The 22,273-nt window shown below is 74.7% G+C and carries 23 protein-coding genes; 7 read left to right on the forward strand and 16 right to left on the reverse strand.

Annotated elements, in window-relative coordinates; all coding sequences use genetic code 11:
- The first annotated feature begins 79 nt into the window (after nucleotides 1-79).
- Nucleotides 80-571: a GtrA family protein gene (locus BUE45_RS07400; RefSeq protein WP_073376789.1), complete on the forward strand. Its 492-nt coding sequence runs from the start codon at nucleotides 80-82 to the stop codon at nucleotides 569-571.
- A 37-nt stretch (nucleotides 572-608) separates the two neighbouring features.
- On the opposite strand, the gene BUE45_RS07405 is transcribed toward BUE45_RS07400, so the two are convergent.
- On the reverse strand, nucleotides 609-1,667 hold the full coding sequence (locus BUE45_RS07405) for a CPBP family glutamic-type intramembrane protease (protein WP_245832880.1): 1,059 nt from the start codon (nucleotides 1,665-1,667) through the stop codon (nucleotides 609-611).
- A 362-nt stretch (nucleotides 1,668-2,029) separates the two neighbouring features.
- Here BUE45_RS07405 and BUE45_RS07410 point away from each other — a divergent pair, with 362 nt between their 5' ends.
- Nucleotides 2,030-3,163: an Mrp/NBP35 family ATP-binding protein gene (locus tag BUE45_RS07410; RefSeq protein WP_073376791.1), complete on the forward strand. Its 1,134-nt coding sequence runs from the start codon at nucleotides 2,030-2,032 to the stop codon at nucleotides 3,161-3,163.
- Between the two features lie 124 nt (nucleotides 3,164-3,287).
- Here the strand turns inward: BUE45_RS07410 and BUE45_RS07415 are convergent, their stop codons facing one another.
- The 4 genes from BUE45_RS07415 to sigE form a co-directional block, all read right to left on the reverse strand.
- Complete coding sequence (locus tag BUE45_RS07415) at nucleotides 3,288-4,754, reverse strand: S1C family serine protease (protein ID WP_084737013.1); 1,467 nt, start codon at nucleotides 4,752-4,754, stop codon at nucleotides 3,288-3,290.
- 207 nt (nucleotides 4,755-4,961) lie between these two features.
- Nucleotides 4,962-6,014, reverse strand: coding sequence for a LolA-like protein (locus BUE45_RS07420; RefSeq protein ID WP_073376793.1), 1,053 nt, complete (start codon nucleotides 6,012-6,014; stop codon nucleotides 4,962-4,964).
- Nucleotides 6,011-6,667: an anti-sigma factor family protein gene (locus BUE45_RS07425; protein WP_073376796.1), complete on the reverse strand. Its 657-nt coding sequence runs from the start codon at nucleotides 6,665-6,667 to the stop codon at nucleotides 6,011-6,013. Before BUE45_RS07425 ends, BUE45_RS07420 begins: the two co-directional genes overlap by 4 nt.
- On the reverse strand, nucleotides 6,664-7,254 hold the full coding sequence (gene sigE / locus BUE45_RS07430) for an RNA polymerase sigma factor SigE (RefSeq protein ID WP_073376798.1): 591 nt from the start codon (nucleotides 7,252-7,254) through the stop codon (nucleotides 6,664-6,666). Before sigE ends, BUE45_RS07425 begins: the two co-directional genes overlap by 4 nt.
- 325 nt (nucleotides 7,255-7,579) lie before the next feature.
- On the opposite strand from sigE, the gene BUE45_RS07435 reads away from it, so the two are divergent.
- Nucleotides 7,580-8,170, forward strand: a complete 591-nt coding sequence (locus BUE45_RS07435; protein WP_073377436.1) for an O-methyltransferase — start codon at nucleotides 7,580-7,582, stop codon at nucleotides 8,168-8,170.
- A 59-nt stretch (nucleotides 8,171-8,229) separates the two neighbouring features.
- Here BUE45_RS07435 and BUE45_RS07440 read toward each other — a convergent pair whose 3' ends face one another.
- From BUE45_RS07440 to BUE45_RS07470, 7 genes are all read right to left on the reverse strand, one after another.
- Entirely contained in the window at nucleotides 8,230-9,720 is a 1,491-nt protein-coding gene (locus BUE45_RS07440) for a leucyl aminopeptidase (RefSeq protein WP_073376800.1), read from the reverse strand.
- 103 nt (nucleotides 9,721-9,823) lie between these two features.
- The gene (locus BUE45_RS07445) at nucleotides 9,824-9,991 is read right to left on the reverse strand and encodes a DUF3117 domain-containing protein (protein ID WP_073376802.1); all 168 of its coding nucleotides are present in this window, start codon (nucleotides 9,989-9,991) and stop codon (nucleotides 9,824-9,826) included.
- Between the two features lie 361 nt (nucleotides 9,992-10,352).
- On the reverse strand, nucleotides 10,353-10,958 hold the full coding sequence (locus BUE45_RS07450) for a hypothetical protein (RefSeq protein WP_073376804.1): 606 nt from the start codon (nucleotides 10,956-10,958) through the stop codon (nucleotides 10,353-10,355).
- A 206-nt stretch (nucleotides 10,959-11,164) separates the two neighbouring features.
- Entirely contained in the window at nucleotides 11,165-11,635 is a 471-nt protein-coding gene (locus tag BUE45_RS07455) for a hypothetical protein (RefSeq protein WP_073376806.1), read from the reverse strand.
- A 64-nt stretch (nucleotides 11,636-11,699) separates the two neighbouring features.
- Nucleotides 11,700-12,494 carry an LOG family protein gene (locus tag BUE45_RS07460; protein WP_178378473.1) on the reverse strand — a complete coding sequence of 265 codons (795 nt, stop codon included), beginning with the start codon at nucleotides 12,492-12,494 and terminating at the stop codon, nucleotides 11,700-11,702.
- 112 nt (nucleotides 12,495-12,606) lie between these two features.
- Nucleotides 12,607-13,671, reverse strand: a complete 1,065-nt coding sequence (gene dapE / locus BUE45_RS07465) for a succinyl-diaminopimelate desuccinylase (protein WP_073376810.1) — start codon at nucleotides 13,669-13,671, stop codon at nucleotides 12,607-12,609.
- A gap of 253 nt (nucleotides 13,672-13,924) precedes the next feature.
- Nucleotides 13,925-14,761: a 2,3,4,5-tetrahydropyridine-2,6-dicarboxylate N-succinyltransferase gene (locus BUE45_RS07470; RefSeq protein ID WP_073377440.1), complete on the reverse strand. Its 837-nt coding sequence runs from the start codon at nucleotides 14,759-14,761 to the stop codon at nucleotides 13,925-13,927.
- Nucleotides 14,762-14,940: 179 nt separating this feature from the next.
- On the opposite strand from BUE45_RS07470, the gene BUE45_RS07475 reads away from it, so the two are divergent.
- A complete protein-coding gene (locus BUE45_RS07475) occupies nucleotides 14,941-15,810 on the forward strand; it encodes a hypothetical protein (RefSeq protein WP_073376812.1) in 870 nt (289 codons plus the stop codon).
- A 235-nt stretch (nucleotides 15,811-16,045) separates the two neighbouring features.
- On the opposite strand, the gene dapC is transcribed toward BUE45_RS07475, so the two are convergent.
- Together dapC and fdxA are read right to left on the reverse strand one after the other, a co-directional pair.
- A complete protein-coding gene (gene dapC, locus BUE45_RS07480) occupies nucleotides 16,046-17,152 on the reverse strand; it encodes a succinyldiaminopimelate transaminase (protein WP_073376814.1) in 1,107 nt (368 codons plus the stop codon).
- Between the two features lie 184 nt (nucleotides 17,153-17,336).
- Nucleotides 17,337-17,657 carry a ferredoxin gene (gene fdxA / locus BUE45_RS07485; protein ID WP_073376816.1) on the reverse strand — a complete coding sequence of 107 codons (321 nt, stop codon included), beginning with the start codon at nucleotides 17,655-17,657 and terminating at the stop codon, nucleotides 17,337-17,339.
- 186 nt (nucleotides 17,658-17,843) lie between these two features.
- Here fdxA and BUE45_RS33240 point away from each other — a divergent pair, with 186 nt between their 5' ends.
- The 3 genes from BUE45_RS33240 to BUE45_RS07500 all read left to right on the forward strand — a co-directional run bounded on the left by BUE45_RS33240 (nucleotide 17,844) and on the right by BUE45_RS07500 (nucleotide 20,749).
- A complete protein-coding gene (locus BUE45_RS33240; protein WP_073376818.1) occupies nucleotides 17,844-18,116 on the forward strand; it encodes a putative acetyltransferase in 273 nt (90 codons plus the stop codon).
- A 134-nt stretch (nucleotides 18,117-18,250) separates the two neighbouring features.
- Nucleotides 18,251-19,606 (forward strand): hypothetical protein, encoded by a 1,356-nt coding sequence (locus BUE45_RS07495; protein ID WP_073376820.1) that lies wholly within the window; start codon nucleotides 18,251-18,253, stop codon nucleotides 19,604-19,606.
- A gap of 99 nt (nucleotides 19,607-19,705) precedes the next feature.
- The gene (locus BUE45_RS07500; RefSeq protein ID WP_073376822.1) at nucleotides 19,706-20,749 is read left to right on the forward strand and encodes a site-2 protease family protein; all 1,044 of its coding nucleotides are present in this window, start codon (nucleotides 19,706-19,708) and stop codon (nucleotides 20,747-20,749) included.
- 62 nt (nucleotides 20,750-20,811) lie between these two features.
- Here the strand turns inward: BUE45_RS07500 and BUE45_RS07505 are convergent, their stop codons facing one another.
- Nucleotides 20,812-21,327, reverse strand: a complete 516-nt coding sequence (locus BUE45_RS07505; protein WP_178378474.1) for a hypothetical protein — start codon at nucleotides 21,325-21,327, stop codon at nucleotides 20,812-20,814.
- The gene (gene mshB, locus BUE45_RS07510; protein ID WP_178378475.1) at nucleotides 21,324-22,190 is read right to left on the reverse strand and encodes an N-acetyl-1-D-myo-inositol-2-amino-2-deoxy-alpha-D-glucopyranoside deacetylase; all 867 of its coding nucleotides are present in this window, start codon (nucleotides 22,188-22,190) and stop codon (nucleotides 21,324-21,326) included. Before mshB ends, BUE45_RS07505 begins: the two co-directional genes overlap by 4 nt.
- Between the last annotated feature and the right edge of the window lie 83 nt (nucleotides 22,191-22,273).

The following is a 22,273-nucleotide window of genomic DNA, read 5'->3' on the forward strand; positions in this document are numbered from 1 at the left end:
CCGGTCAGAAGTCTAGGGCGTGCCGACGGCCCCGCCCGAGCCGCCCCGTCACCGCCGGTCGTCCCCCTCCGGAGGCCCCGTGCGCGCGTTCCTCACCCGGCATCCGCGGCTCGCCGCGCTCATCGCACAGCTGGGCAAGTTCGGCTCCGTCGGCGCCGTCGCCTACGTGGTGCAGCTGGCCGCCACCAACCTGCTGTGGGAGGCCGCGGGGATGGACGCGCTGCCCGGCCAGGTCCTGGGGACGCTGGTGTCGATCGCGGTGGCGTTCGTGGGGAACCGGTTCTGGACCTTCGCCGACCGGGCCCGGACGGGCTACGGGCGCGAGACGCTGCTGTTCCTGGCGATGAACGGGGTGGGGCTGCTCATCCAGCTCGGCTGCCAGGCGTTCTCGGTGTACGTGCTGGGGTTCGACGACCCGGTGTCGCGCAACATCGCGGGCAACGTGGTGGGGGTGGCGCTGGGCACGCTGTTCCGGTTCTTCTCCTACCGGACGTGGGTGTTCCCCGAGCGGCCCGCCGCGGAGCCGGGACGGCCCACCGCGGAGGAGGAGCCGCCGGCGCGCCGCCCCTGAGGGCCCGCCGCGGGGCCGAGGCGGGCGCCGGGGGCGGTCAGGCCGCGGAGACGCGGTGCACGCCCGCGCGGCGCGCGGCGCGGCGGACCAGCAGCGCGTACAGCCCGGTCTGGGCGACGGTGAGCGCCAGTACCAGGGGGGTACCGGCGCCCGGGGCCAGCCCCGCCCCCACGACGACCCCGGTGCCGATGGCGGTGATGCCCCCGGCCAGGACGGTGAGGGTGAACTGCACCAGGGCGGAGACCACGTGCAGGCCGATCGCGGCCTCCAGCCCCCCGGTGCGCCAGGTCAGCCAGGACAGCGCCAGCCCCAGCACCGCGAGGGCGGCGGTGGTCCACGGCATGCCCGGGTGGGTGGAGGCGTAGATCGCCGGGAACAGGGTGCCCCCGGCCAGGACGGCGGGCCAGGGCGAGCGCAGCACCCGGGCGACCGCGCCGGAGCCGCCCGCCTCGTCCGGGCGGGCTCCGAGCGCGCCCACCAGCTGCATGACCAGGCCGCGCAGGGTGAGCTCCTCGGCCAGCGACTGGAACGGCACCAGCAGGGCGATGACGAACAGGGCGGCGAGCAGGACCCGGCCGCCCCCGGCCGCCTCGGCGGAGACCGGTTCCAGGCCGAACCGGCCGGCCAGGGGGACGTAGGCGGCCGTCGCCAGCGCCACCGGGACCACCGCCAGGGCCGCGCAGCGCAGCAGCCAGCGCGAGCGGGCGCGTCCCTCCACGGATATCAGGGAGCCCACACGGCGCCACTGCACCACCCGCACCAGGAAGACCGTGATGGGGATGAACAGCGCCGCCGTGATCAGTCCGAAGGCGAGGCCGGCGATCTCGCCGACCCGCACCGACTCCGGGGCCAGGCCGCTGCCGCCCAGCACCGCGACCAGGGTGACGGCCAGGGCCATCGCCACCCACAGGAAGAACACCAGCACCCCGAGCACCGCCAGTGTCAGCAGCGGCGTCCACCACCGGTACCAGGAGGTCCGCCCCAGCCTGTGATACGACTCACCCCCGGGCACCACCGCGGGGGCGAAGGGGTGCTGCTCCCGGGTCCGCACCGGGCTCGGCGGCGGCCAGGCCCAGACCCCGCGGTCGGCGTTCACCGCGGGATGCCCCTCGGGCGGGGTCAGCCGCCCTCCCCCGGGCGGCCCGGCCCAGGTCTGCTCCTGGGCATGCGTCCGCGACGCCTGTCCCTCCGGCCCCTCCGGGGCGGCGGGCCAGGACGAACCCGGCGGTGGCGGAACATTTCCCATCGTGCGCTGAGATTACTATCCGGCCGTGTATTGCCTGCGTTAAGTCCGTGCCGTTATCGGCCGGTCACGGTGCGGATCCGGGCAGGTGGACGGCGCGTGCGCATGCGGGCCGGGCATGGAATACCGGGGTGACCGCACCTCGTTGGAATGAATGGTCCGTTGTGGGATACCGCGGACCGAGCACCCCGTCCCGCTGACCTACGATTGGGCTCATGTCCTCCACACCAACCACCGATCAGGTGCACAAGGCCCTGGCCACGGTGCAAGACCCGGAGATCCGCCGTCCCATCACCGACCTCGGAATGGTCAAGAGCGTCGACATCGGCGACGACGGTTCCGTGCACGTCGGCATCTACCTGACGGTGGCCGGTTGTCCCATGCGCGGCCGTATCGAGAAGGACGTGACCGAAGCGGTGACCACGGTCGCCGGGGTCACCTCCGTACGCGTCGAACTCGACGTGATGAGCGACGAGCAGCGCAAGGAGCTGCAGACCAAGCTGCGCGGCGGCCAGGCGGAGAAGGAGATCCCCTTCGCCAAGCCGAACTCGCTGACCAAGGTCTTCGCGGTCGCGTCCGGCAAGGGCGGCGTCGGCAAGTCGTCCGTCACCGTCAACCTCGCGGCGGCCATGGCCGCCCAGGGGCACAAGGTCGGCGTCGTCGACGCCGACATCTACGGGCACTCGGTGCCCCGCATGCTCGGCGCGTCGGACTTCCCGACCAAGGTCGAGGACATGATCATCCCGCCGACCGCGCACGACATCAAGGTCATCTCGGTCGGCATGTTCACCCAGGGCAACACCCCGGTGGTGTGGCGCGGGCCGATGCTGCACCGCGCCCTCCAGCAGTTCCTCTCCGACGTGTACTGGGGAGACCTCGACGTCCTGCTCATGGACCTGCCCCCGGGCACCGGCGACATCGCCATCTCGGTGGCGCAGCTGCTGCCGACCGCCGAGCTGCTGGTGGTGACCACCCCGCAGCAGGCCGCCGCGGAGGTCGCCGAGCGCGCCGGCTCCATCACCGCCCAGACCCACCAGCGGGTGGCGGGCGTCATCGAGAACATGTCGTACTACGAGCACGCGGGCGAGAGGGTCCACCTCTTCGGCGAGGGCGGCGGCCAGACCGTCGCCGACGCCCTGGGCCGCACCCTGGGCACGGACATCCCGCTGCTGGGGCAGATCCCGCTCGACACCCGCCTGCGCGAGGGGAGCGACGCGGGCCGGCCGCTGATCCTGACCGACCCCGGGGCCGAGGCGGCCAGGATCATCGAGTCGATCGCCGAGACCCTGGTGGGCCGCCCGCGCGGCCTGGCGGGGATGCAGCTCGGCATCTCCCCCATGCGGCGGTAGCCGCACCCGCCCGGCCCCGCTCGGGGCCGGACCCGGCGCCGGGGTCCTCCCCCGCGCCCCCATCCTCGCGAGGACGCGGAAAGGCCCCCGGGACCGCCCCCGGGGGCCTTCTCCGTGCGCGGGTTCAGTCGTCGGTGGAGTCGAGGGTGATCGTGGCGGCCTCCCGGGTGCCGCCGCGCTCGTACTCGACCTCGACCTCGTCGCCCGGGGAGCGGTCGCGGATCATCGCCAGCAGCTCCTGGCCGGAGTTGACCGGGCGGCCGTCGAAGGTGGTGATGACGTCCCCCGAGCGCAGTCCGGCCCGGTCCGCGGCGCCGCCGGACTCGACGGAGTCGACGACCGCGCCCGGCAGCGGGCGCTCGACGTCGATCTCGGCGCCGAGGTCGGCGTAGGTCGCCTCGCCGTCGTCGATGAGCCGCTGCACGACCCGGTCGGCCTCCACCGAGGGGATGGCGAAGCCCAGGCCGATGTTGCCCGCGCTCTCCCCCGCGTAGCCCATGGTCACGATCATCGAGTTGACGCCGATGACGCGGCCCCGGGTGTCCACCAGCGGGCCGCCCGAGTTGCCGGGGTTGATGGCGGCGTCGGTCTGGAGCGCGTAGAAGCGGCTGGCGTCGGGGCCCTCCCCCGAGGTCACCGGCCGGTTGACGGCGCTGATGATGCCCTGGGTGACGGTGCCCGAGTACCCCAGCGGCGCGCCGATGGCGATGACCTCGTCGCCCACGATGACCTGCTCGGAGTCGCCGAACTCCAGGGGCTCCACGGCCACGGGGTCCTCCAGGGCGAGGACGGCCAGGTCGGAGCTGGGGTCGGCGCCGACGACGGTGGCCGGGGAGAGGCTGCCGTCGCTGTACTCGACGAGGATGCCGTCGCTCTCCAGCTCGGCGGAGACGTGGTCGTTGGTGACGACGTGGTCGCCCTCGATGATGAACCCGGAGCCGCCGCCCATGACGCTGCGGTCGGCGCTGCGGATGGACACCACGCTGGGGCTGACCCGCTGGGCGACGCCCGCGATGGTGTCGGGGTCGCGCTGGGGCGCCTCGGGCGGGGGCTCGTTCATGGTCGGGCCCTCCACCTGGGGCGCCGCGTCCTGGGAGCCGCCTCCCGCGAGGAGGCCGCCCGCCGCACCGCCCGCGCCGCCCGCGATGAGGGCGACGACGAGCATCCCGCTGAGCGCCATCCAGGCGGGGACGCCGCGCTTCTCGCGGCGCGGCCCGCCCGCCGCGGCGTAGGCCGGGGCCCCCGCGTATCCGGCCGCGTAACGGCCGGACGGGTCGCCGGGGCCCGCGGTACCGGGGTCGCCCGCGCCGAACGCGGCCTGCTGGCCGGTGGGAGCGTACCCGGGGCCGACGGGGGGTGCCCCGGGGCCGCCGGGGCCCGCGGCACCCGGGTCGCCCGCGCCGAACGCGGCCTGCTGGCCGGTGGGAGCGTACCCGGGGCCCGGGAACCCGCCGGGGGCTCCGGCGTCGGCCGGGCCCGTGGGCGTGTACCCGGGCGCGGGCCGGCCCGGGTCGCCCTGGGGGGCCGGGCGGCCGGACGGGGTCGGTTCGGAGGCGCCGAAGGAGGGGCGGCCCTGGGGATCGGGGTGCATGGGTTCTCCACTGCCGGGAGGCGAAGCGCGGGGGCGGTGAGCGGGGAGCGGCCGGTCCGACGTCGGTTCGGGCGCACCGCGGCCGGGCGGCGCACCGCCCGGCGGGGTCGCACGCCCCGGGCCGCTCCCCTGTTCCGAACGGCCGTTTTCCTCAGTCAAGACCTGCTCCGTGTGTCGCTGTGGGTTTCGGTGGGACGCCCCGGGCCCCTACAGGAGCCCCAGGCGCGACATGCCCCGCTGGACTCGGGACCAGAAACCGGAGTCCTCAGGTCCCGGCAGGGCGGTCACCGCCGAGGCGGTCAGGTCCGAGGGCGCGTCGGCGAGCACCGTGTAGACGAACCCGTCCGCCTGCCACATGCCGTGGTACCTGCCGCCGTCGCCGCCGAAGATCGTGTCATGTTGTGGTGTGACGCCCGTTCCCCCGGTTCCGGTTCCGACCGATCCGTCCGGGACCGCGGTCCGGGTGTCCTCGTCCAGCTTCCCACGCTGGGAGAAGACCGACACCTGCGACAATCCATCCGAATAGACCGCGTGGACGACCTTCCGTCCGGCGTGCAGGGTGGCCCGCGCGTCGACCAGGCCGAGGTTCCAGGCGAGGTGCTCGGGCAGGACCCAGCCCCGCGCGCGCAGCTCCCCGCGTTCGGCCGGGGTGAGGACGTCGCCCCACGGGGAGTCCCCGGCGACCTCCTCCGGCCAGTACCCGTCGCCGGGTTCCAGGCCGGTCAGCCGGAAGCCGAGCACGTGGCGGCCGTCGGGGCCGTAGACCGAGCTCCCCACCAGCACGCCGGTGTCGGCGTCCACCCAGAACCGCCCGGCGACCGTGCCGTTGGCGCGGACTGCCTCCACCGTGCGCGCCGGGCGGCCGTCCACCTCGTCGAGCCCCGCGTCGCCCACCGCGTAGACGCGCTCCAGGGTGGTGAGCAGCCTCTCGTCGAGCTCCTTGAACGGGCTGTCGGTCACCACGAAGGGGTGGGCGCCCGCGGTCATCGGGACGAGGGCGACGCCGTCCCCCGGCCGGTTGACCACCCGGGTCGGGTCGGTGCCCTCCCCCGCCTCACCGGTCAGCTCCCGGACGGCGGAGTAGGCGGTGCCGCCCGACGCCTCGGCCGAGCGGCGCAGCACCGCCATGCCGTCGTCGGGGCCGGCCGCGGGCACGGCGTCGGAGCACGGGTGGGCGGCACCGGTCAGCAGCAGGCACAGGAGTGCCAGGGCCGCGGCTGCGGCCGGTACCGGGTGCGCGGAGTGTCCCCGCGCGCTCACCGCGTCGGCAGATCCGGTCCGGGCCCGGAGGGGGCCGGGGACGGAAGGGTGTCCACCGCCGGGATGAACCGGCTGGTCACCGCGTGCTCGACCGCGAAGTCCGACAGTCGGGGCTCCACCACCGGGGTGTCCCCGGTCTCGCCCCCGGCGACGAACGCGCCGCCCAGCAGGGCCGTGACGACGGCGACGCCCGCGACCGCGTAGCGGCCTCCGGGGAGGGCGGGGAACAGCTGGGAGAACCGCTCGCCGCGGCGGCGGGCGCGCCGCTCGGGGGCGACCACGGTCTCCTCGGCCATCATCGGGGCCATCGGCGGGGTGGGCCCCGCGTCCGGGAAGCCGCCGAGGGGGCGGGAGGAGCCCAGGGGCGGACGGGCGCCGAAGCCCGCGCCTCCGGGCGGCGGCTCAGAAGGGCCCCGGTCCGGACCCCCCGGGCCGTCGCCCCGGGACAGCCCCACCAGGCGCCCCATGAAGTCGAGGTCGGGCTCGGGCTCGCCCAGTCCGTGCAGGCGCCGCTTGAGCCGGCGCATCATGTCCGCCTCGAACCGGCAGCTCTCGCACTTGGCCAGGTGGATGAGGGCGCTCTCGTGCTCGACCGGGCCCAGTTCCCCGTCGACGAGCGCGGAGAGCCGCTCCCCCAGGTGTTCTCTGCTCACTCCGCCTCCCCGTTGTTCTCCGCGGCGGCCAGGGACCGCCGGTGCTCCAGGGCGCGGCGCAGCTGGGCGCGGCCCCGGTGGATACGGCTGCGCACGGTGCCGAGCTTGACGCCGAGCGTCGCGGCGATCTCCTCGTAGGAGAGCCCCTCGATGTCGCAGAGGACCACGGGGGCGCGGAACTCCGCGGGCAGCGCGTCCAGGGCGGCCTGGACGTCGGCGTCGAAGTGCCGGTCGTCGTAGCGCTGGGCGGGCGAGGGCTCGCGGCCCTCCAGGCGCTCGTCGGCGTTCTCGGCCAGCCCCTCGAAGCGGATGCGGGCCTTGCGCCGGGCCATGTCGAGGAAGAGGTTGGTGGTGATGCGGTGCAGCCATCCCTCGAAGGTGCCGGGGGTGTAGTTGGCGAGGGAGCGGAAGACACGGATGAAGACCTCCTGCGTGAGGTCCTCGGCGTCGTGCTTGTTGCCGGTGAGCCGGTAGGCCAGTCGGTACACCCGTGGGGAATGGGTGCGGACGACCTCGTCCCAGCTCGGCGGTTCCCATGCCTCGAACTCCGCGGCAGGGCCGGATTCTGGCACCGCTTCTCCCTTCATCCCGTCGATGCGCCCGGACAGTGCGCTCGGGGGGAGTACTGCTTCGTGGCGATCAACGTACGTTCCTCCCGGTTCAACGCCGGCGGGCGCCGATTAAGTTCCCGCCGCCACGCTCGGTCCGCCGACCGGATCGCGTTAGGCTTTGTCCGGGCCGTGACCCGATCGCGATCATCCTTCCACGGTGGGTGACCCCGTGCCGGTCGGACGCCCCGACCACAGTTCTCACAGATCATCGCAGCGGGAGGGCGTCATCACCGGCGTGGAAGAGACAGCGGCCCGGCTCACCTGGGTCCGCACCGAGCAGTCGCGGTTCGAGCAGGAGGCCCTGCGGGACGAGTCGCTCGCCGACGCCTACGACGCGGCGGCGGGGTCCCCGGCCCCGCCGGTGGATCCGGCGGCGGGGGCGGCACTGCGCTTCCTCGCCGCCTCGATAGGCGCGCGGTCGGTGGTGGAGATCGGCACGGGGTACGGCGCGTCCGGGCTGTGGCTGCTGCGCGGCATGGCCCGCGACGGCATCCTCACCACCATGGACTCCGACGCGGTCCACCTGGACCACACCCGGGCGCTGTTCGCCCGCGCGGGGTTCGGGGCGGGCCGGGCCCGGCTGATCCGCGGCACGGCGGCCGAGGTGCTGCCCCGGCTCACCGACGGCGGCTACGACCTGGTGTTCGTGGACGCAGAGCGGCGCTCCTACCCGGAGTTCCTGGACGAGGCGCTGCGCCTGCTGCGCCCGGGCGGCATGGTGGTGCTGCACGGCGTCCTGGCCGGCCCGGGCGGGCCGGACGGCCCGCTGCGCGCCCCGGACCCGGCCGAGACGGCGGCGCGCGAGGTCATCGGGCGCATCCGCGAGGACGAGGCGTTCATCTCGCTGCTGATGCCGCTGGGCGAGGGCCTGCTCGCCGCCATCCGCCGCTGAGCCCGCGAGCGCGAGGGGCCCGCCGCGTCAGGATGCGGCGGGACCTCGCGCCGGGCCGGTCAGGACGCGGCGAGCCAGCGCAGCAGGGTGCGGGTGGCGAACGCGGTGCCGCCCCGGGTGAGGATGCCGCTCTCCTTCATGGACCGGCCCGGACCGGCGATGTCCAGGTGGGCCCAGGGCACTCCCCCGGTGAACTCGCGCAGGAACAGGGCCGCGTCGGTGGCGCCCGCCGGGCCGAACTCCTTGCGGGTCCCGATGTTGGCCAGGTCGGCCACGCGCGACTCGGTGGTGGGGAGGTACTCCTCGGTGAGGGGCATGCGCCACAGCGGCTCCCCCGCGGCCCTGCCGGCCTCGGTGATCCGCTCGGCGAGGGCGTCGTCGGTGCTGTACAGGGCCGCGGTGCCGGTGCCCAGGGCGAGCTTGGCGGCGCCGGTGAGCGTGGCGACGTCCACCAGGGTGTCGGGGGCCAGCCGCTCGACCGCGTACCCGAGGGCGTCCGCCAACACGAGGCGGCCCTCGGCGTCGGAGTTGAGCACCTCGACGGTGGTGCCGGAGTAGGTGGTGAGGACGTCGCCGATGCGGGTGGCGTCGCCGGAGAAGGCGTTCTCGGCCAGGGCCAGCAGGCCGGTGACCCGGACCGGGGCGGACACGGCCGACAGTGCCGACAGCACGGCCAGCACGACCGCCGAGCCGCTCATGTCGGTCTTCATCAGCGACATGTTGTCGTTGGGCTTGAGCGAGAGGCCGCCGGTGTCGAAGGTGATGCCCTTGCCCACCAGCACCACGTGCGGGGCGCCGGGGTCCTGCGGGGTGTAGGAGACCTGGACCAGGCGGGGCGGCCGGGAGGAGCCCTGGCCGACCGCGAGGATGGCGCCGAACCCCTCGTTCTCCAGGTCCTTCTCGTCCCAGACCCGGACGTCGAGCCCGGCGCCGGCCGCGACCTCGCGGGCGCGCTCGGCCATCCAGGCGGGGTCCTTCGTCCCGGAGGGGGTGTTGATGAGGTCCCGGGCCAGGGCGGTGGCCCCGGCCAGGACGGCGCCCCGGGCGAGGCCGTCGGCGGGGGCGTCCCCCACGGCGTCGATCACGGGGGCCGGGCGCTGGGCGGCGTCCGGCTCCCCGGTCTTCATCGTGAAGGTGTAGGAGGCCAGCAGCGCCCCCTCGGCGAAGGCCGCGGCGGCGTCGCCGCCGGCCAGCGCCGCGGGCCAGGCGAACGCCACGCGGTCGCGGCCCCGGGCGGCCCGGGACAGGGCGGCCCCGGCCTTCCGGAGGTCGTCGGGGGAACCCGAACCGACCCCCAGGAGGGCCAGCCTGGCCAGACCCTGGTCCCGGGACACCGGGAACTGGACCGACTCGCCGGCCTTGCCGGTGAGCGAGTAGTGCGTGAACAGATCGGTGAGCGGGGCCGGGAGCACCCGGTCCAGGCCGCCCGCCTCGACCCCGTCGACCGCCGCCGGTCCGCCGTCCGCCGCCTGCACGGGCAGGACGAGGAGGTCGGCCGCGGTGTCGTCGAGGGTCCCGGTGACGGGGTTGATCTCCGTGGCGAAGGGCACAGGGCGCTCACAATCGTTCACTCGTCGGGAGGTGTGACCACCTCGGGGGTCTCGGGGCCCGTCCGGCCCGGGGTGGGGGTCGGTGGTACCGGTGGTGCCGGTGTCAGCCGACGACGCCCCGGAGGGCGTCCCGGAGCTCGGTGGCCTCGTCCGGGGTCAGTTCGACGACCAGGCGGCCGCCGCCCTCCAGCGGGACCCGCATGATGATGCCGCGACCCTCCTTCGTGACCTCCAACGGGCCGTCACTGGTCCTCGGCTTCATTGCCGCCATGCCATTCCCCTTTCTCGTGTTCCTCGCGGGTGGCCGGGCCACAGCACCGACGCCGATCCGCTGGGTCCGTCTCGGCTTCGAAACCGTGGGCCGGTTCCGTGCGACTCGCGCCCGTGTGACTTAAGGGGCGTGAATCACTCTTCGACCATTATCTCGGAGGTTGGCCCCCGTGTGTGCGACGTACCACGGCGCCCGCGGGCGTCGCGCACACCGGCCAACGAGGAATCGTCGGTCAGTAAGGTTATATCGGTACTAGCCGAAACCTCGTGAGAGCACGGGAGGCCGACCGGTCTCCTCCCCCTCCGGGAACGCTTGAACCGCGTCGGCCCCCGTTTTCCGAAAACGGTGCCGACCGGCGGTGTCAGGCCCCGCCGGAGAGCAGTCCGGTGGAGATCATCCGGGTGCCCTCGCGGGTGACGGAGGACCATTCCGCGTTGAGCCCGCCGCCGCCGGGCCACACCGTCAGCTCCGCCTCGTCGACGCAGCGCTCCTCGGGGTCGGCGGTCTCGGTGTAGGTGAAGACCCGGCGGTCGTTGTCGGCCGCGGTGAGTTCGAGCGTCCCGGAGCAGGTGAAGGTCGTCCAGGCGGTGCTGCCGCGCTCGGCGCCGTCCTCGATCCGGACCTCGGCGTGCCAGTCGGCCACGTGCGCGCCCTCGGTGTCGACCTGGGTCATCTCTCCCGCCCACGACCCGACGAAGTCCTCGGCCGGGGCGCCGGAGCCCGCCGGGGCGTCCTCGGCCCCGTCGCCGATCAGCGCCCAGGCGGCGGCGGTGCCGCCCGCGATGAGCACGACGGCCGCCGCTCCGACGGCCAGCCCGGTGATCCGGCGGCGGCGTCGGGCGCTGCCCTGGACGGAACGGGGCGGCGACCACAGGGACACCTGCTGCACGGGGACGGCGGAGGTCGACGGGGCGGGCGTACCGCCCCGGTCCTGGGCTCCCGACTCCAGCTCGGCTGGTGCGTCCATCCTCGACATCCTCACAAAGAATGCGCCCGCTCCAGGGGCGGGGCGGGGGTACGTGAGTACAGCGACCGAGGATAGAGCACACGAACGCGACGGATCGTCCCGAGAAGGACACCGCGCGTGTGATGCACGACATACCAGGGGATCCCGCGGGCGAACGGTACCGGGCACCGGGCGGGACGGCGCCCCGGCGGGCCCGCGGGGCCGGGTCAGGCGCTGCGGCCGGCGGAGGTCGAGGGCCGGGCGCCGTCGTCCCCGGGGTCCCCGGGGTCCGCCTCGCCGCCGTGGTCCCCGGAGGGGCCCGGGCCGTCGTCGGCGGGGGCGTCACCGGGCAGGTGCGAGCCCGGGGTGGGGCCGGTGCCCTGCGGGACGTAGGAGGGGTCCAGGCGCGACAGGCGCCACTCCAGGTCTTCGATCCGCGCCTCGCGCTCGCGCAGGGTGGCGGTGAGCCGTAGCAGCAGTTCGTCGACGGCGCGCACGTGGTAGCCCCACATGGCCAGCGGCAGCAGCAGGCGGCCCAGCTCCGCGGCCTTCACCGGGCGGTCGCTGGGCAGGTCGAGCGGGGGGTAGTCGGCCTCGAACCGGGCGAGGCGCCCGCCCTTGCCGAGCACGACGTAGACGACGCCGACGAGCACGGCCAGCGCGGCCGCGGCGACCAGGAAGAGGATGAGATAGGGCACGGCACCGATCGTGCCATACCCGGCCGCCCCGCGGGAGGGCGCGGGAGCGGCCGGGGCGCGGGCCTCAGGAGCCGTTGGTCCTGGCGCGCTCCTGGGCGTCCAGCTCGCGGGCGATGTCCAGGTGCGACTTCTTGATGATGTCGACGACCTCCCCGGGTTCGTCGACCATCTGCACCAGCTCCATGTCGTGCGGCTTGATGAGCCCGTTCTCCAGCAGGCTCTCGCGGATCCACTTCTCCATGCCGCCCCAGAACTCGGTGCCGACCAGCACGACCGGGAACCGGGTCACCTTGTTGGTCTGCACCAGCGTGGCGGCCTCGAACAGCTCGTCCAGGGTCCCGAACCCGCCCGGCAGCACCACGAACGCCTGGGAGTACTTGACGAACATCGTCTTGCGGACGAAGAAGTAGCGGAACGTCATCCCCATGTCGATGTAGGGGTTGAGGCTCTGCTCGAAGGGCAGCTCGATGCCCAGCCCCACGGAGAGCCCGCCCGCCTCCTTGGCCCCCTTGTTGGCGGCCTCCATCATCCCGGGGCCGCCCCCGGTGATGGTGGCGTAGCCCGCCTCCGCCAGCTTCGCCCCCACCTGGACGCCCAGGTCGTAGTAGCGGGTCCCGGGCCGGATGCGGGCCGACCCGAACACGCTCACCGCGGAGGGCAGCTCGGACAGCAGGCCGAACCCCTCCACGAACTCCGACTGGATGCGCAGCACCCGCCAGGGGTCGGTGTGCACCCAGTCGGCCGGGCCGCGCCGGTCCAGCAGCCGCTGGTCGGTGGTGGTGTTGGGGATGGACTCTCCGCGGTAGGTGAGGGGACCCGCGTTCCTCACCTGCTCTTTCCTGTTCGCTTCTTCCGTCATGACCCCAAGTTATCCGCGCCGGAGCGGATCGCGCCCGAACCGGGTGTGGCCCGGTGGTGGCCACCAGCGGCCATTTCCGCGAAGCGGGCGTGACCGGCGGGCCCGGCGCGGGTCAGCGGGCCCCGGTGAGCCAGGCGGCCATGCGCTCCTCGGCCTCGCGGATGCGGGGGATCTCGGCGTACTCGCCGCGGGTGTGGGCGAGCGTCGGGTCGCCGGGGCCGTAGTTGACGGCGGGCACGCCCAGCTCGGAGAAGCGCGAGACGTCGGTCCAGCCCAGCTTGGCGCGGGCCCGGCCCTCCCCCACCGCCTCGACGAAGGCCGCCGCCGAGGGGTCGTCCAGCCCGGGGCGGGCGGGGGCGGCGGCGTCGGCCAGGCGCACCTCGAACCCGTCGAAGACCTCCCGCAGGTGCGCCTCGGCATCGGCGACGGACAGGTCGGGGGCGAAGCGGTAGTTGACCTTGACCACGCACTCGTCGGGGATGACGTTGCCCGCGACCCCGCCCGTGACGAAAACGGCGTTGAGGCCCTCGTGGAAGCGCAGGCCCTCCACCTCCGGCTCGCGCGGGGTGTAGGCGCGCAGCACGTCGAGGATCCCCCCGGCGCCGTGGATGGCGTTGACGCCCATCCAGGAGCGGGCGCTGTGCGCGCGCTCGCCGCGCGCGACGACGTCGACCCGCATGGTGCCCTGGCAGCCGCCCTCGATGACGCCGTCGGTGGGCTCCATGAGGATGGCGAAGTCACCGGCCAGCCACTCGGGGTGGCGGCGGGACAGGCGCAGCAGGCCGTTGCGCTCGGCGTCGACCTCCTCGTTGTCGTAGAAGACGTAGGTGACGTCGTGCACGGGCTCGGCGACCAGGGCGGCCAGCTTGAGCTGGACGGCGACCCCGGCCTTCATGTCGGAGGTGCCGCAGCCGTAGAGGCGGTCGCCCTCGACCCGGGAGGGGACGTTGTCGACGATCGGCACGGTGTCGATGTGCCCGGCGATGACGACGCGGCGCTCGCGGCCCAGGCCGGTGCGGGCGACGACGGCGTCGCCGTCGCGGGTCACGGACAGGTGCGGCAGCGCCGAGAGGGCGCGTTCGACCCCGTCGGCGAGGCCCTCCTCGGCGCCGCTCTCGGAGCGGACGTCCACGAGGGCGGCGGTGAGGTCCGCGACGTCCGAGGTCAGGTCGAGCATGAGGCGTCCCCGTCTTCCGTGGGTCGGTCGTGGTGTGCGGTGTCCGCCTCACGGCGCGGGCACCGCCCCCAACCCTAGGTGTACCGGCCGCGGGGGCCGGCGGCACCCGCCGCGCCCGGCGCGCACGGAGCAGGGCCTTGCGGTACCGGTGCGGACCGCGGCGCCTCCGGGCCCCACCGCCGCGGGCGTCCGGCCCCGGGAACGCCGGAGGGCGCCCCCCGTGCGGGCGGGCGCCCCCGTACGGGTCCGCGGGTCAGGCGTTGACGCCGTGCTCGCGGAGCAGGTCGTTGAGGGCGAGCTTGTCGTGCTCCTCCCCCTCGGCCAGGCGCTTGAGGACCAGCAGCACCGGCATGCCGAAGTCGCCGCCGGGGAAGCTCTTGATCCGGTTGGCGGTGACGCACACCGACCAGGCCGGGGCCTCGCCGCGCGGGAGCTCCTCGCCGGTCTCGGCGTCGAACACGCGCGTCGAGGACGTGAGGACGGTGCCCGCGCCGAGCTTGGCGCCGGTGCGCACCCGGGCCCCCTCGACGACCATGCTGCGCGAGCCCAGGAAGGCGTCGTCCCCGATGACCACCGGGGAGGCCTGCGGCGGCTCCAGGACGCCGCCGACGCCCACGCCGCCGGACAGGTGGACGTTGCGGCCGATCTGCGCGCAGGAGCCGACCGTGGCCCAGGTGTCGACCATGGTGCCGGAGTCGACGTAGGCGCCGATGTTGGTGAAGGACGGCATGAGCACGACGCCCGGGGCCAGGTGGGCCCCCCAGCGGGCGATGGCGCCGGGGACGACGCGCACGCCGTCGAAGCGGGTCTTCAGCGGCATGCGGTCGTGGTGGTAGAAGTCGCCGACCCGCGACTCCTGCATGTCCAGGACCTTGAAACCGAGCAGGATCGAGCGCTTGGCGCGCTCGTCGACCACGACCTCGTCGGTGGCGGGGTCGACGAAGGCCACCCGGGCCTTGCCCTCGTCGATCAGGTCGATGGCGGAGGTGATGATCCCGCGCGCCTCGGTGTGTCCCGGGGTGAGTTCGGAACGCTGCTCCCAGAGTTCGTCGATCCGGTCGGGCAGCGGGCTGGAGTAGGAGCTGGTCATGTGGTCCACGTTAGTAGTCCCCGCGGGATCGCACGGACACGGGCTCCCCGCTCGGCGCGGCAGGTCCGCCGCAGCGGCACCACGGCCGGGGCGGGGTTGACTACAATGCGGCCGAAGCGCCGCACGGCCCCACCTCCCCGGCACGGCGCGCCCCACGTCCCCTACCCGATGGTCGTCAGTTGCCTAAGCGCCGCAAAATCTCAGCCTTCGTGAAGATCCTCTTCGCGCTGTTCGTCGTCTGCGGTGTCCTCGTCGCGGGCGGTTACTACGTGTTGACCACCGTGGAGCCGATCACGACCGAGCCCGAGCCCGAGACGCAGTGCCGTGTGGACCTGGCCGACGGCAAGTACTCGCTCAAGGTCGAGCAGGCCGTGAGCGCGACCACGGTCGGCGGTGTGGCGTTCAGCCGGGACCTGCCGCCGGAGGCCGTGACCGTGGCCTACGCCACGGTGTGGCAGGAGACCGCGTTCTACAACCTGGAGTACGGCGACCGGGACTCGCTGGGGCTGTTCCAGCAGCGCCCGTCGCAGGAGTGGGGCGACCCGGAGGAGATCCTCGACCCGGTCTACTCCAGCAGGGCCTTCTACGACGCGCTGGTGGAGGTCGACGGCTGGGAGGGGCGCCCGGTGTTCGAGGCCGCCCAGGCGGTGCAGCGCAGCGCCGACGGCTACGCGTACGACCAGCACGAGAAGCTGTCGGCGCGGATGCAGGAGGTGTTCACCGGCACCCGCGGATCCGGCCTGACCTGCTGGTACGACCGCGAGACGCTGGCCTCGCTCACCGGGGGCGAGGCCGACCCGGCGGGCGCGGAGCAGGAGATGGCGCGGGTGTTCGGGGTGGAGCCCGCGGCGCTGACCGACGCTCCCGAGTCCCCCACCGGCGACCGCGGCTGGGCGATGGCCCTGTGGGCCGTGGCCCACGCCGAGGAGTACGGGCTGACCTCGGTCGCCTACAACGACCGCGTGTGGCGCGCCTCCGACGGCACGGAGGGCGCCGCCGAGTGGCAGTCCTACGTCACCGACACCCGGGGCGAGCTGGTCCTCGGCTGACGCGCCCGCGGGGCCGCCGTGCACGGCGCCGCCCCGGGCCCCGCGCCACCCGCCCCGAACGACCGCTCCACGGCCGTCCCGCCGCCGGCCCCGGCCGTGCGCGCCCCGCCGGGGCCGGGGCACCGGCCGTCCGCACAGGGGCGGGTCCGGCCGGAGCGCCGCCGCCCGGGGTGCGGTCGCCGAACGCGGTCACACCACCCGGTGGCCGCCCCGCGGGGCACCGGCCCCGCCGCCGTCAGCCGCCCAGGCGCGCGACGGCGGCGTCGACCCGCTCGTCCGTGGCCGTGAACGCCACCCGCACCGCACCGGCCCCGGCGGGCCCGTAGAACTCGCCCGGCGCGACGAGGATTCCGCGCCCGGCCAGGTGCTCCACGGCCTCCCAGGCGTCGTGGTCGGGGTGGGACGCCCACAGGTACAGCCCCGCCTGGGAGTGCTCGATCCGCCATCCGGCCCCGGTGAGGGCCGCGCGCAGGCGGGCCCGGCGGGCGCGGTAGCGCTCCTTCTGCCCGGCGGCGTGCTCCTCGTCGTCCAGGGCGGCGCCCATGGCCGCCTGCACCGGGGCGGGCACGATCATCCCGGCGTGCTTGCGCACCGCCAGCAGCTCCTGGACCAGGGCCGTGTCGCCGGCGACGAACGCCGCGCGGTACCCCGCCAGGTTGGAGCGCTTGGACAGCGAGTGGACCGCGAGCAGTCCCTCGTGGGAGCCGTCGGACACGTCCGGGTGCAGGATCGACACCGGGGCCTCGCCCTCCCAGCCCAGGTCCAGGTAGCACTCGTCGGAGGCGACGACCGCGCCGCGCTCGCGCGCCCAGGCCACGACCTTGCGCAGGTGCGCCACGCCCAGGACGCGGCCGGTCGGGTTGCTCGGCGAGTTCACCCACACCAGCCGCACGGGCGCCGGGCCCAGCGAGGTGAGGCCGTCGGCCGCGACCGGGGTCGCCCCGGCCAGGCGGGCGCCGATGTCGTAGGTGGGGTAGGCCAGCTCCGGGTGGACGACCGTGTCGCCGGGGCCGAGCCCGAGCAGGGTGGGCAGCCAGGCGACCAGCTCCTTGGAGCCGACCGTCGGCAGCACGCCCTCCCCGGTGACCCGCACCCCGTGGCGGCGCTCCAGCCAGCCGGTGATGGACGCGCGCAGCGCCGGGGTGCCCCAGGTCGCCGGGTAGCCGGGGCTGTCGGCGGCGTCGGCCAGCGCGGCGCGCAGGCCCGGCGGGACCGGGTCCACCGGGGTGCCCACCGAGAGGTCGACGATGCCGCCGGGGTGGTCCGCGGCGATCTTCTTGTACGGGGCCAGCCGATCCCACGGGAAGGCGGGGAGCCGGTCCGTCACGGGCCGCCGGGTCATCGTGTCTCCATCGGGTCGCCCGGGCCGTCGCGGCCCGGGGGTCGGTCGGGTGTCCGTAAAGCGATCGCGCCGACCCTCCCGGTTGCGGGGGGATCGGCGCGATGGCGGTGCGATCGGGCGCAGGGGCGCCCTCTGCGCCACGGAGGCGCACCGGCGCGCGATCGGATGCCGAGGAAGGCCCGGCTCACTCCGCCTGCGGCGGCAGCTTCGCGATGAGGGGGTGGTCCCGGTCGATCTTGCCCACCTTGGAGGCGCCGCCCGGGGAGCCGAGGTCGTCGAAGAACTCGACGTTGGCCTTGTAGAAGTCGGCCCACTGCTCGGGCACGTCGTCCTCGTAGTAGATGGCCTCGACCGGGCAGACCGGTTCGCACGCACCGCAGTCAACGCACTCGTCCGGGTGGATATACAGGCTGCGCTCGCCCTCGTAGATGCAGTCCACGGGGCACTCGTCGATGCACGCCTTGTCCATCACATCAACACAGGGCTGCGCGATGACGTAGGTCACGTCGTACTCCTTGATCTCACCCCCGCGTTCCCACGGGGGAGGCGGGGACCTCGCAGAGACGTCCGTCGAGCACGGTCCGGCGTGCGGGCGCCCGGGCCCTGCCCCCGGCCTCTGCGAACGATTGGCACAGATGTCGTACTCCTAGTATGGCGGCGAAGCGGAGTCGTCGCACAATCGGGGGGCGCGTTGCACATGGCGGGTCGCCTGGTCCACCGGATCACGCCGGAGGACACGGGCAGCAGGGTCTCCATCCGAATCCACCTCCCCGGAGGGGGGTTCACCGATATCGTCGGGGTGCTGGAGTCATGGAACGACGGCGTGCTCGCGGTGCGCCGCCGCGACGGCCGCGAGGCGCGCGTGGAGGAGTCGTCCATCGCCGGCAGCCGTGTCGTTCCCGACGTCCCCCCGCGTCGGCGCGGAACGGCCGGTGGGAGGCATTCTTCCGGCCCACCGGGGTAGGACGGTCTCAGTCCCGGACGGCCGCCCCCTGCCTCCGGTGACGACGCAGCACCGCGAAGTACCGCGCCCCCGACGGCACCCCCCGGCGGACACGCGGGCGCCAGGCACGGGGTTCCGGGGAGGTAGCGCGGTCCATGGGTGAAGCAGTTGCGTCCGCGCTCGCCGAACTGGCCCGGCGCGACGGCCGGTCGGCGGAGATGGCCCGGCAGGCCCTGGACACGCTGGCCCCCGGCAACGACCTGGAGGGCCTCAACCAGCACGCCGTCCAGCGCTTCTGCTGGTTCGAGCTGCCCGCCCGCTTCTCCCGCGAGGACCGGCTGCCCGCGCTGCGCGCCCTGGGCTCCCTGTTCTCGCTGCTCCAGCTGTACCGCTACGAGCGGATCTGCTCCGCCCCGGCCACCGCCGACCTGCTGTCGGTCCACGGCGGGGACCACGGGGCCGGCGCCGCCGTGTACGAGCGGCTGATGTGGGAGTCGGGGGTGGAGCCCCCGGACCTGCCCGAGCTGACCTGGGGCACCGTGGTGGGCGACGCGGAGATCCGGGCCCGGCAGGAGACCGCCTCCGCGCTGGAGCTGGCGATCGCGCTGGGCGACGTGCGGCCCGGCGAGCAGGACTGGCGGCATTCCCAGGAGCGGTTCACCCGGTCCTTCCTGACCCGTCCGGACGACCGGGGGCTCAGCCACCTGGACCGGATCCGCGAGGAGCGGGTGCGGTCCTGGCTGTCCTCGGCGGCGCACCCGCACCGCCGGCACCTGTGGCCCCTGGTCGGCCGCATCATCGCCGGCGCCGACGTGCCGCGCACCGCGGACTCGGCCATGGCGCCCCTCCAGCGGCTGCTGGACCTGGCCGAGGACGGGATCGCACTCACCCAGATCGGCTACATCTCCCCCGGCGTCGTCCGGTCGATGTGCGAGGACTTCGGCTGGCGCACCTCCCCCGAGCCGCCGCGCAGCGAGACCGACGCGACCCAGCTCATCGCCCTGCACCAGATGGTGCGGGGCATGCGGGTGGTCCGCCGGTCCGGCCGCCGCCTGGTGCTGACCCGGCGCGGGCGCCAGCTGCGCGCGGACCCCGAGGAGATGTGGCGGGCCGCCACCGAGACCCTGTGCCGCACCGGGGGCCCCGAGCAGGCGGCGGCGGAGACGCTGCTGGGCATGCTGCTGTCGCGCTCCCCCCGGGGCTCCGGCCCGCACTCCCGGCGCGGCGAGCCGGACATGGTCACCGCCGAGCGCCTGCTCACCGACTCCGGATGGACGGCCCCCGAGCCGCAGAGCCCGTCGGGGCGCCACGCGGCCTCGCACCGGCGCACCGCCGAGGCCGCCTCCGACCAGCTGCGGGCCATGGTCATGTCGGTGAGCTGGCTGCTGGACGCCCTGGGCCTGCTGACCGGGGACGACGGGGACGGGCACCGCGAACTCACCTCCCCCGGGAAGGCGTTCGCCCTGGCCAGCCTGCACAAGTCGGCGGTCGCGCCGCGCGCGGTGGTCTGACCGGGGACGGCCCGCCGCAGTCCGGCACCCGCTGCGGACCGGTGCCCGACAGGGCCTAACCTGGAGCGCGGACAACCCCGCGCGACCAGCAGGAGCATCATGCCCACGCCCGACCCGGCCCCGAAGGCGGAGACGCCCGACGCGACCGACACCCCGCGCACGGACTCCGCCGACCCCTGGGAGCGCATGCCCGAGGACGCGCTCAACCGCCCGGAGCTGGCGGAGCGCGGGCCCGGCACCGGCGCCGCCGGGCCGCGCGGGGACGCCGACGGGGCGGAGGCGGGCGGAGCGGGGGCGCCCCCCGCGAAGGCCGAGGAGGCCGGGACGGACGGGGGCGGGCGCGCGGGGGGCGTGTTCGACTTCCTGCCCAGCCCGGTGTTCGTCCTGGTCCTGGGCCTGACGGTGTTCGCCGGGTGGCTGTCCTGGCGGGCCGTGGAGTTGGACTGGGCCGCCGAGGACGCCAGTGTCACCCCGCTCATGCCGCCGCTGTTCATCCTGCTGGGCTGGATCGTCTCCTGTGCCGTGCACGAGTACGCCCACGCGCTCGCCGCGCACCTGGCCGGCGACCGCTCCCAGCGCGGCGGCGCCTACCTGCGCCTCAACCCGCTCGGGTTCGAGCACGCCTTCGCCGGGACCGTGCTGCCCGCGCTCTTCCTGGGCTTCGGTGCCTTCGGCCTCAACGGGCCGCCCGCGTTCGTGGACTGGGAGCGCCTCCCCCGGGGCCGCCGGGTGATGGTCGCGCTGGCCGGGCCGCTGGCGAGCCTGGTACTGGCCGCCGCCCTGGCCGTGACCGTGTCCGTCCTGGTCCCCCCGGGCAACGACACCACCAACTGGGCCATCGCGGCGCTGGCGTTCCTCGCCTTCCTCAACCTGACGTCCGCGGTGATCAACCTGCTCCCCGTCCCGGGCCTGGACGGGTTCGAGGCGCTCGCCGCGGCCCTGCCCGGCCGGCCGTGGGTGTCCGTCGCGCGGGCGAACGCGCTGTTCGGCTCGGTGGCGGTGTTCGCGATCCTGTGGTTCCCGGTCCTGCGGGACCTGTGGGTCGGCCTGTTCTACACGCTGTTCCGCACGGCCATGCCCAACCCGACGTTCGAGGGCACCGTTTTCCTGGGCGAGCTGCTGCTCCGGTTCTGGAGCGCCTGAACCCACGCGCGCACGAGGGCCCCCGCCCGGCGGCGGGGGCCCTCGGCCGTGCGTTCCCCGGGTCAGCCCCGGCCGTCTCCGGGGGCCGGGGGCAGCCCGGCCAGAAAGGGGTTGCCGCCCCGGGAGCCGCGCACCACGGCGATCGCCAGCGCCACCATGGCCCCGAAGAGGAAGCCGTAGTGGAGCAGGTGGTCGGTGAGCACGACGTCGCCGCCCGGCAGGTACACGGTGAGCGCCATGGTGGCCGCCATGAACCCGGCGGCGAAGGCCAGGCCGCCCGAGACCCCGCCGACGCCCCACGAGCACAGGCGGCACAGGCCGTACAGGGCGGCCAGCAGCAGGACGAGCCCCACGACGCCCAGCGCCTGGGCGGGGGCGCCCGCCTCCCAGTAGCGGGTCAGCCAGCCCGCGCCGACCGCCGACAGCACCCCGGTCGCGAGCCCGACCGCCAGCAGCACCGGCAGGGTGACGGCCCGCAGCACCGCCGCCGCGACGGGGTCCTCCCCGCCGGGAGCCTCGTAGCGCGCCGGGTCGGCCCCCGTCACCGGCGCGGGGCCCGGGGCTCCGCCCGCGCTCACAGGCCCTCGAAGAGGTCGGTCTCGAACTCCCCGGCCGGACGGCGCCGGCCCGGCCCGAGCAGCAGGGTGTAGTACTCCACGGCGTCGATCTCCTGGGCGATGTCGTTGGACAGGGCGAAGCGCGCGCCGTCCACCGTGATCTGCGTGGCGTGGGAGCGCATGGCCAGCGCCTTGGACGCCCAGTGCGCGGTGGCGTCGATCCGCGTGGTGACCAGTTCGTCCGGGGTCCCCCGGGCGATGTCGGACACCGCGCGCGGCGGGGTGAACGGCCCCGCCTCCTCGCCGAGCCGGGCGATGGAGGCCTCGATCACCGAGACCGGCTGGGCGATCGCGTACAGCTTGCGGACCTGCCAGGGCGTGCCCGGCACCGCCCGCTCCGCCGCCTTCACGCACGCGCGCCGGGTGATCCGGTGCGCCTGGACGTGGTCGGGGTGCCCGTAGCCGCCGTTCTCGTCGTAGGAGACCAGCACGTGCGGGCGGACCTCGCGGATGACCTCCGCGAGCAGGCCGGCGGCCTCTTCCGCGTCGGCACCCGCGAACGCGCCCGCGCGGCCGTTGGAGGGGACGCCCTCCATCCCGGAGTCGCGGTAGCGCCCCGGGCCGCCCAGGAAGCGGTGGTCGCGCACCCCCAGGGAGACGCAGGCCTTGTCCAGCTCGCCGACCCGGTGATCGCCGAGGGTGTCGTCGCGGTCGGCCGCCAGGTGCGCGAGTCCGGCGGGGATGACCTCGCCCTCCTCGCCCCGGGTGCAGGTCACCAGGGTGACCCCCGCACCTTCGGCGGCGTACTTCGCCAGTGTGGCCCCGGTGACGATGCTCTCGTCGTCGGGGTGGGCGTGCACCATCATCAGTCGTCTGTCGGTCACCACGAGGTGAACAATACCGGCCGGATGCCCGCGATCCCTCCCGAACGGCCAGGTGGGGCGCGGACGTGCGGCGTGTCGGGCGG

Origin of the sequence: Nocardiopsis flavescens (assembly GCF_900141985.1) — a bacterium.
Taxonomy (GTDB): domain Bacteria; phylum Actinomycetota; class Actinomycetes; order Streptosporangiales; family Streptosporangiaceae; genus Nocardiopsis; species Nocardiopsis flavescens.

Coding starts and splice junctions, on each gene's coding strand:
- BUE45_RS07410 (WP_073376791.1), top strand. CDS start 2,030: ATGTCCTCCACACCAACCACCGATCAGGTGCACAAGGCCCTGGCCACG.
- BUE45_RS07415 (WP_084737013.1), bottom strand. CDS start 4,754: ATGCACCCCGATCCCCAGGGCCGCCCCTCCTTCGGCGCCTCCGAACCG.
- sigE (WP_073376798.1), bottom strand. CDS start 7,254: ATGAAGGGAGAAGCGGTGCCAGAATCCGGCCCTGCCGCGGAGTTCGAG.
- BUE45_RS07445 (WP_073376802.1), bottom strand. CDS start 9,991: ATGGCGGCAATGAAGCCGAGGACCAGTGACGGCCCGTTGGAGGTCACG.
- BUE45_RS07450 (WP_073376804.1), bottom strand. CDS start 10,958: ATGGACGCACCAGCCGAGCTGGAGTCGGGAGCCCAGGACCGGGGCGGT.
- BUE45_RS07460 (WP_178378473.1), bottom strand. CDS start 12,494: ATGACGGAAGAAGCGAACAGGAAAGAGCAGGTGAGGAACGCGGGTCCC.
- dapE (WP_073376810.1), bottom strand. CDS start 13,671: ATGCTCGACCTGACCTCGGACGTCGCGGACCTCACCGCCGCCCTCGTG.
- BUE45_RS07470 (WP_073377440.1), bottom strand. CDS start 14,761: ATGACCAGCTCCTACTCCAGCCCGCTGCCCGACCGGATCGACGAACTC.
- dapC (WP_073376814.1), bottom strand. CDS start 17,152: ATGACCCGGCGGCCCGTGACGGACCGGCTCCCCGCCTTCCCGTGGGAT.
- BUE45_RS07495 (WP_073376820.1), top strand. CDS start 18,251: ATGGGTGAAGCAGTTGCGTCCGCGCTCGCCGAACTGGCCCGGCGCGAC.
- BUE45_RS07500 (WP_073376822.1), top strand. CDS start 19,706: ATGCCCACGCCCGACCCGGCCCCGAAGGCGGAGACGCCCGACGCGACC.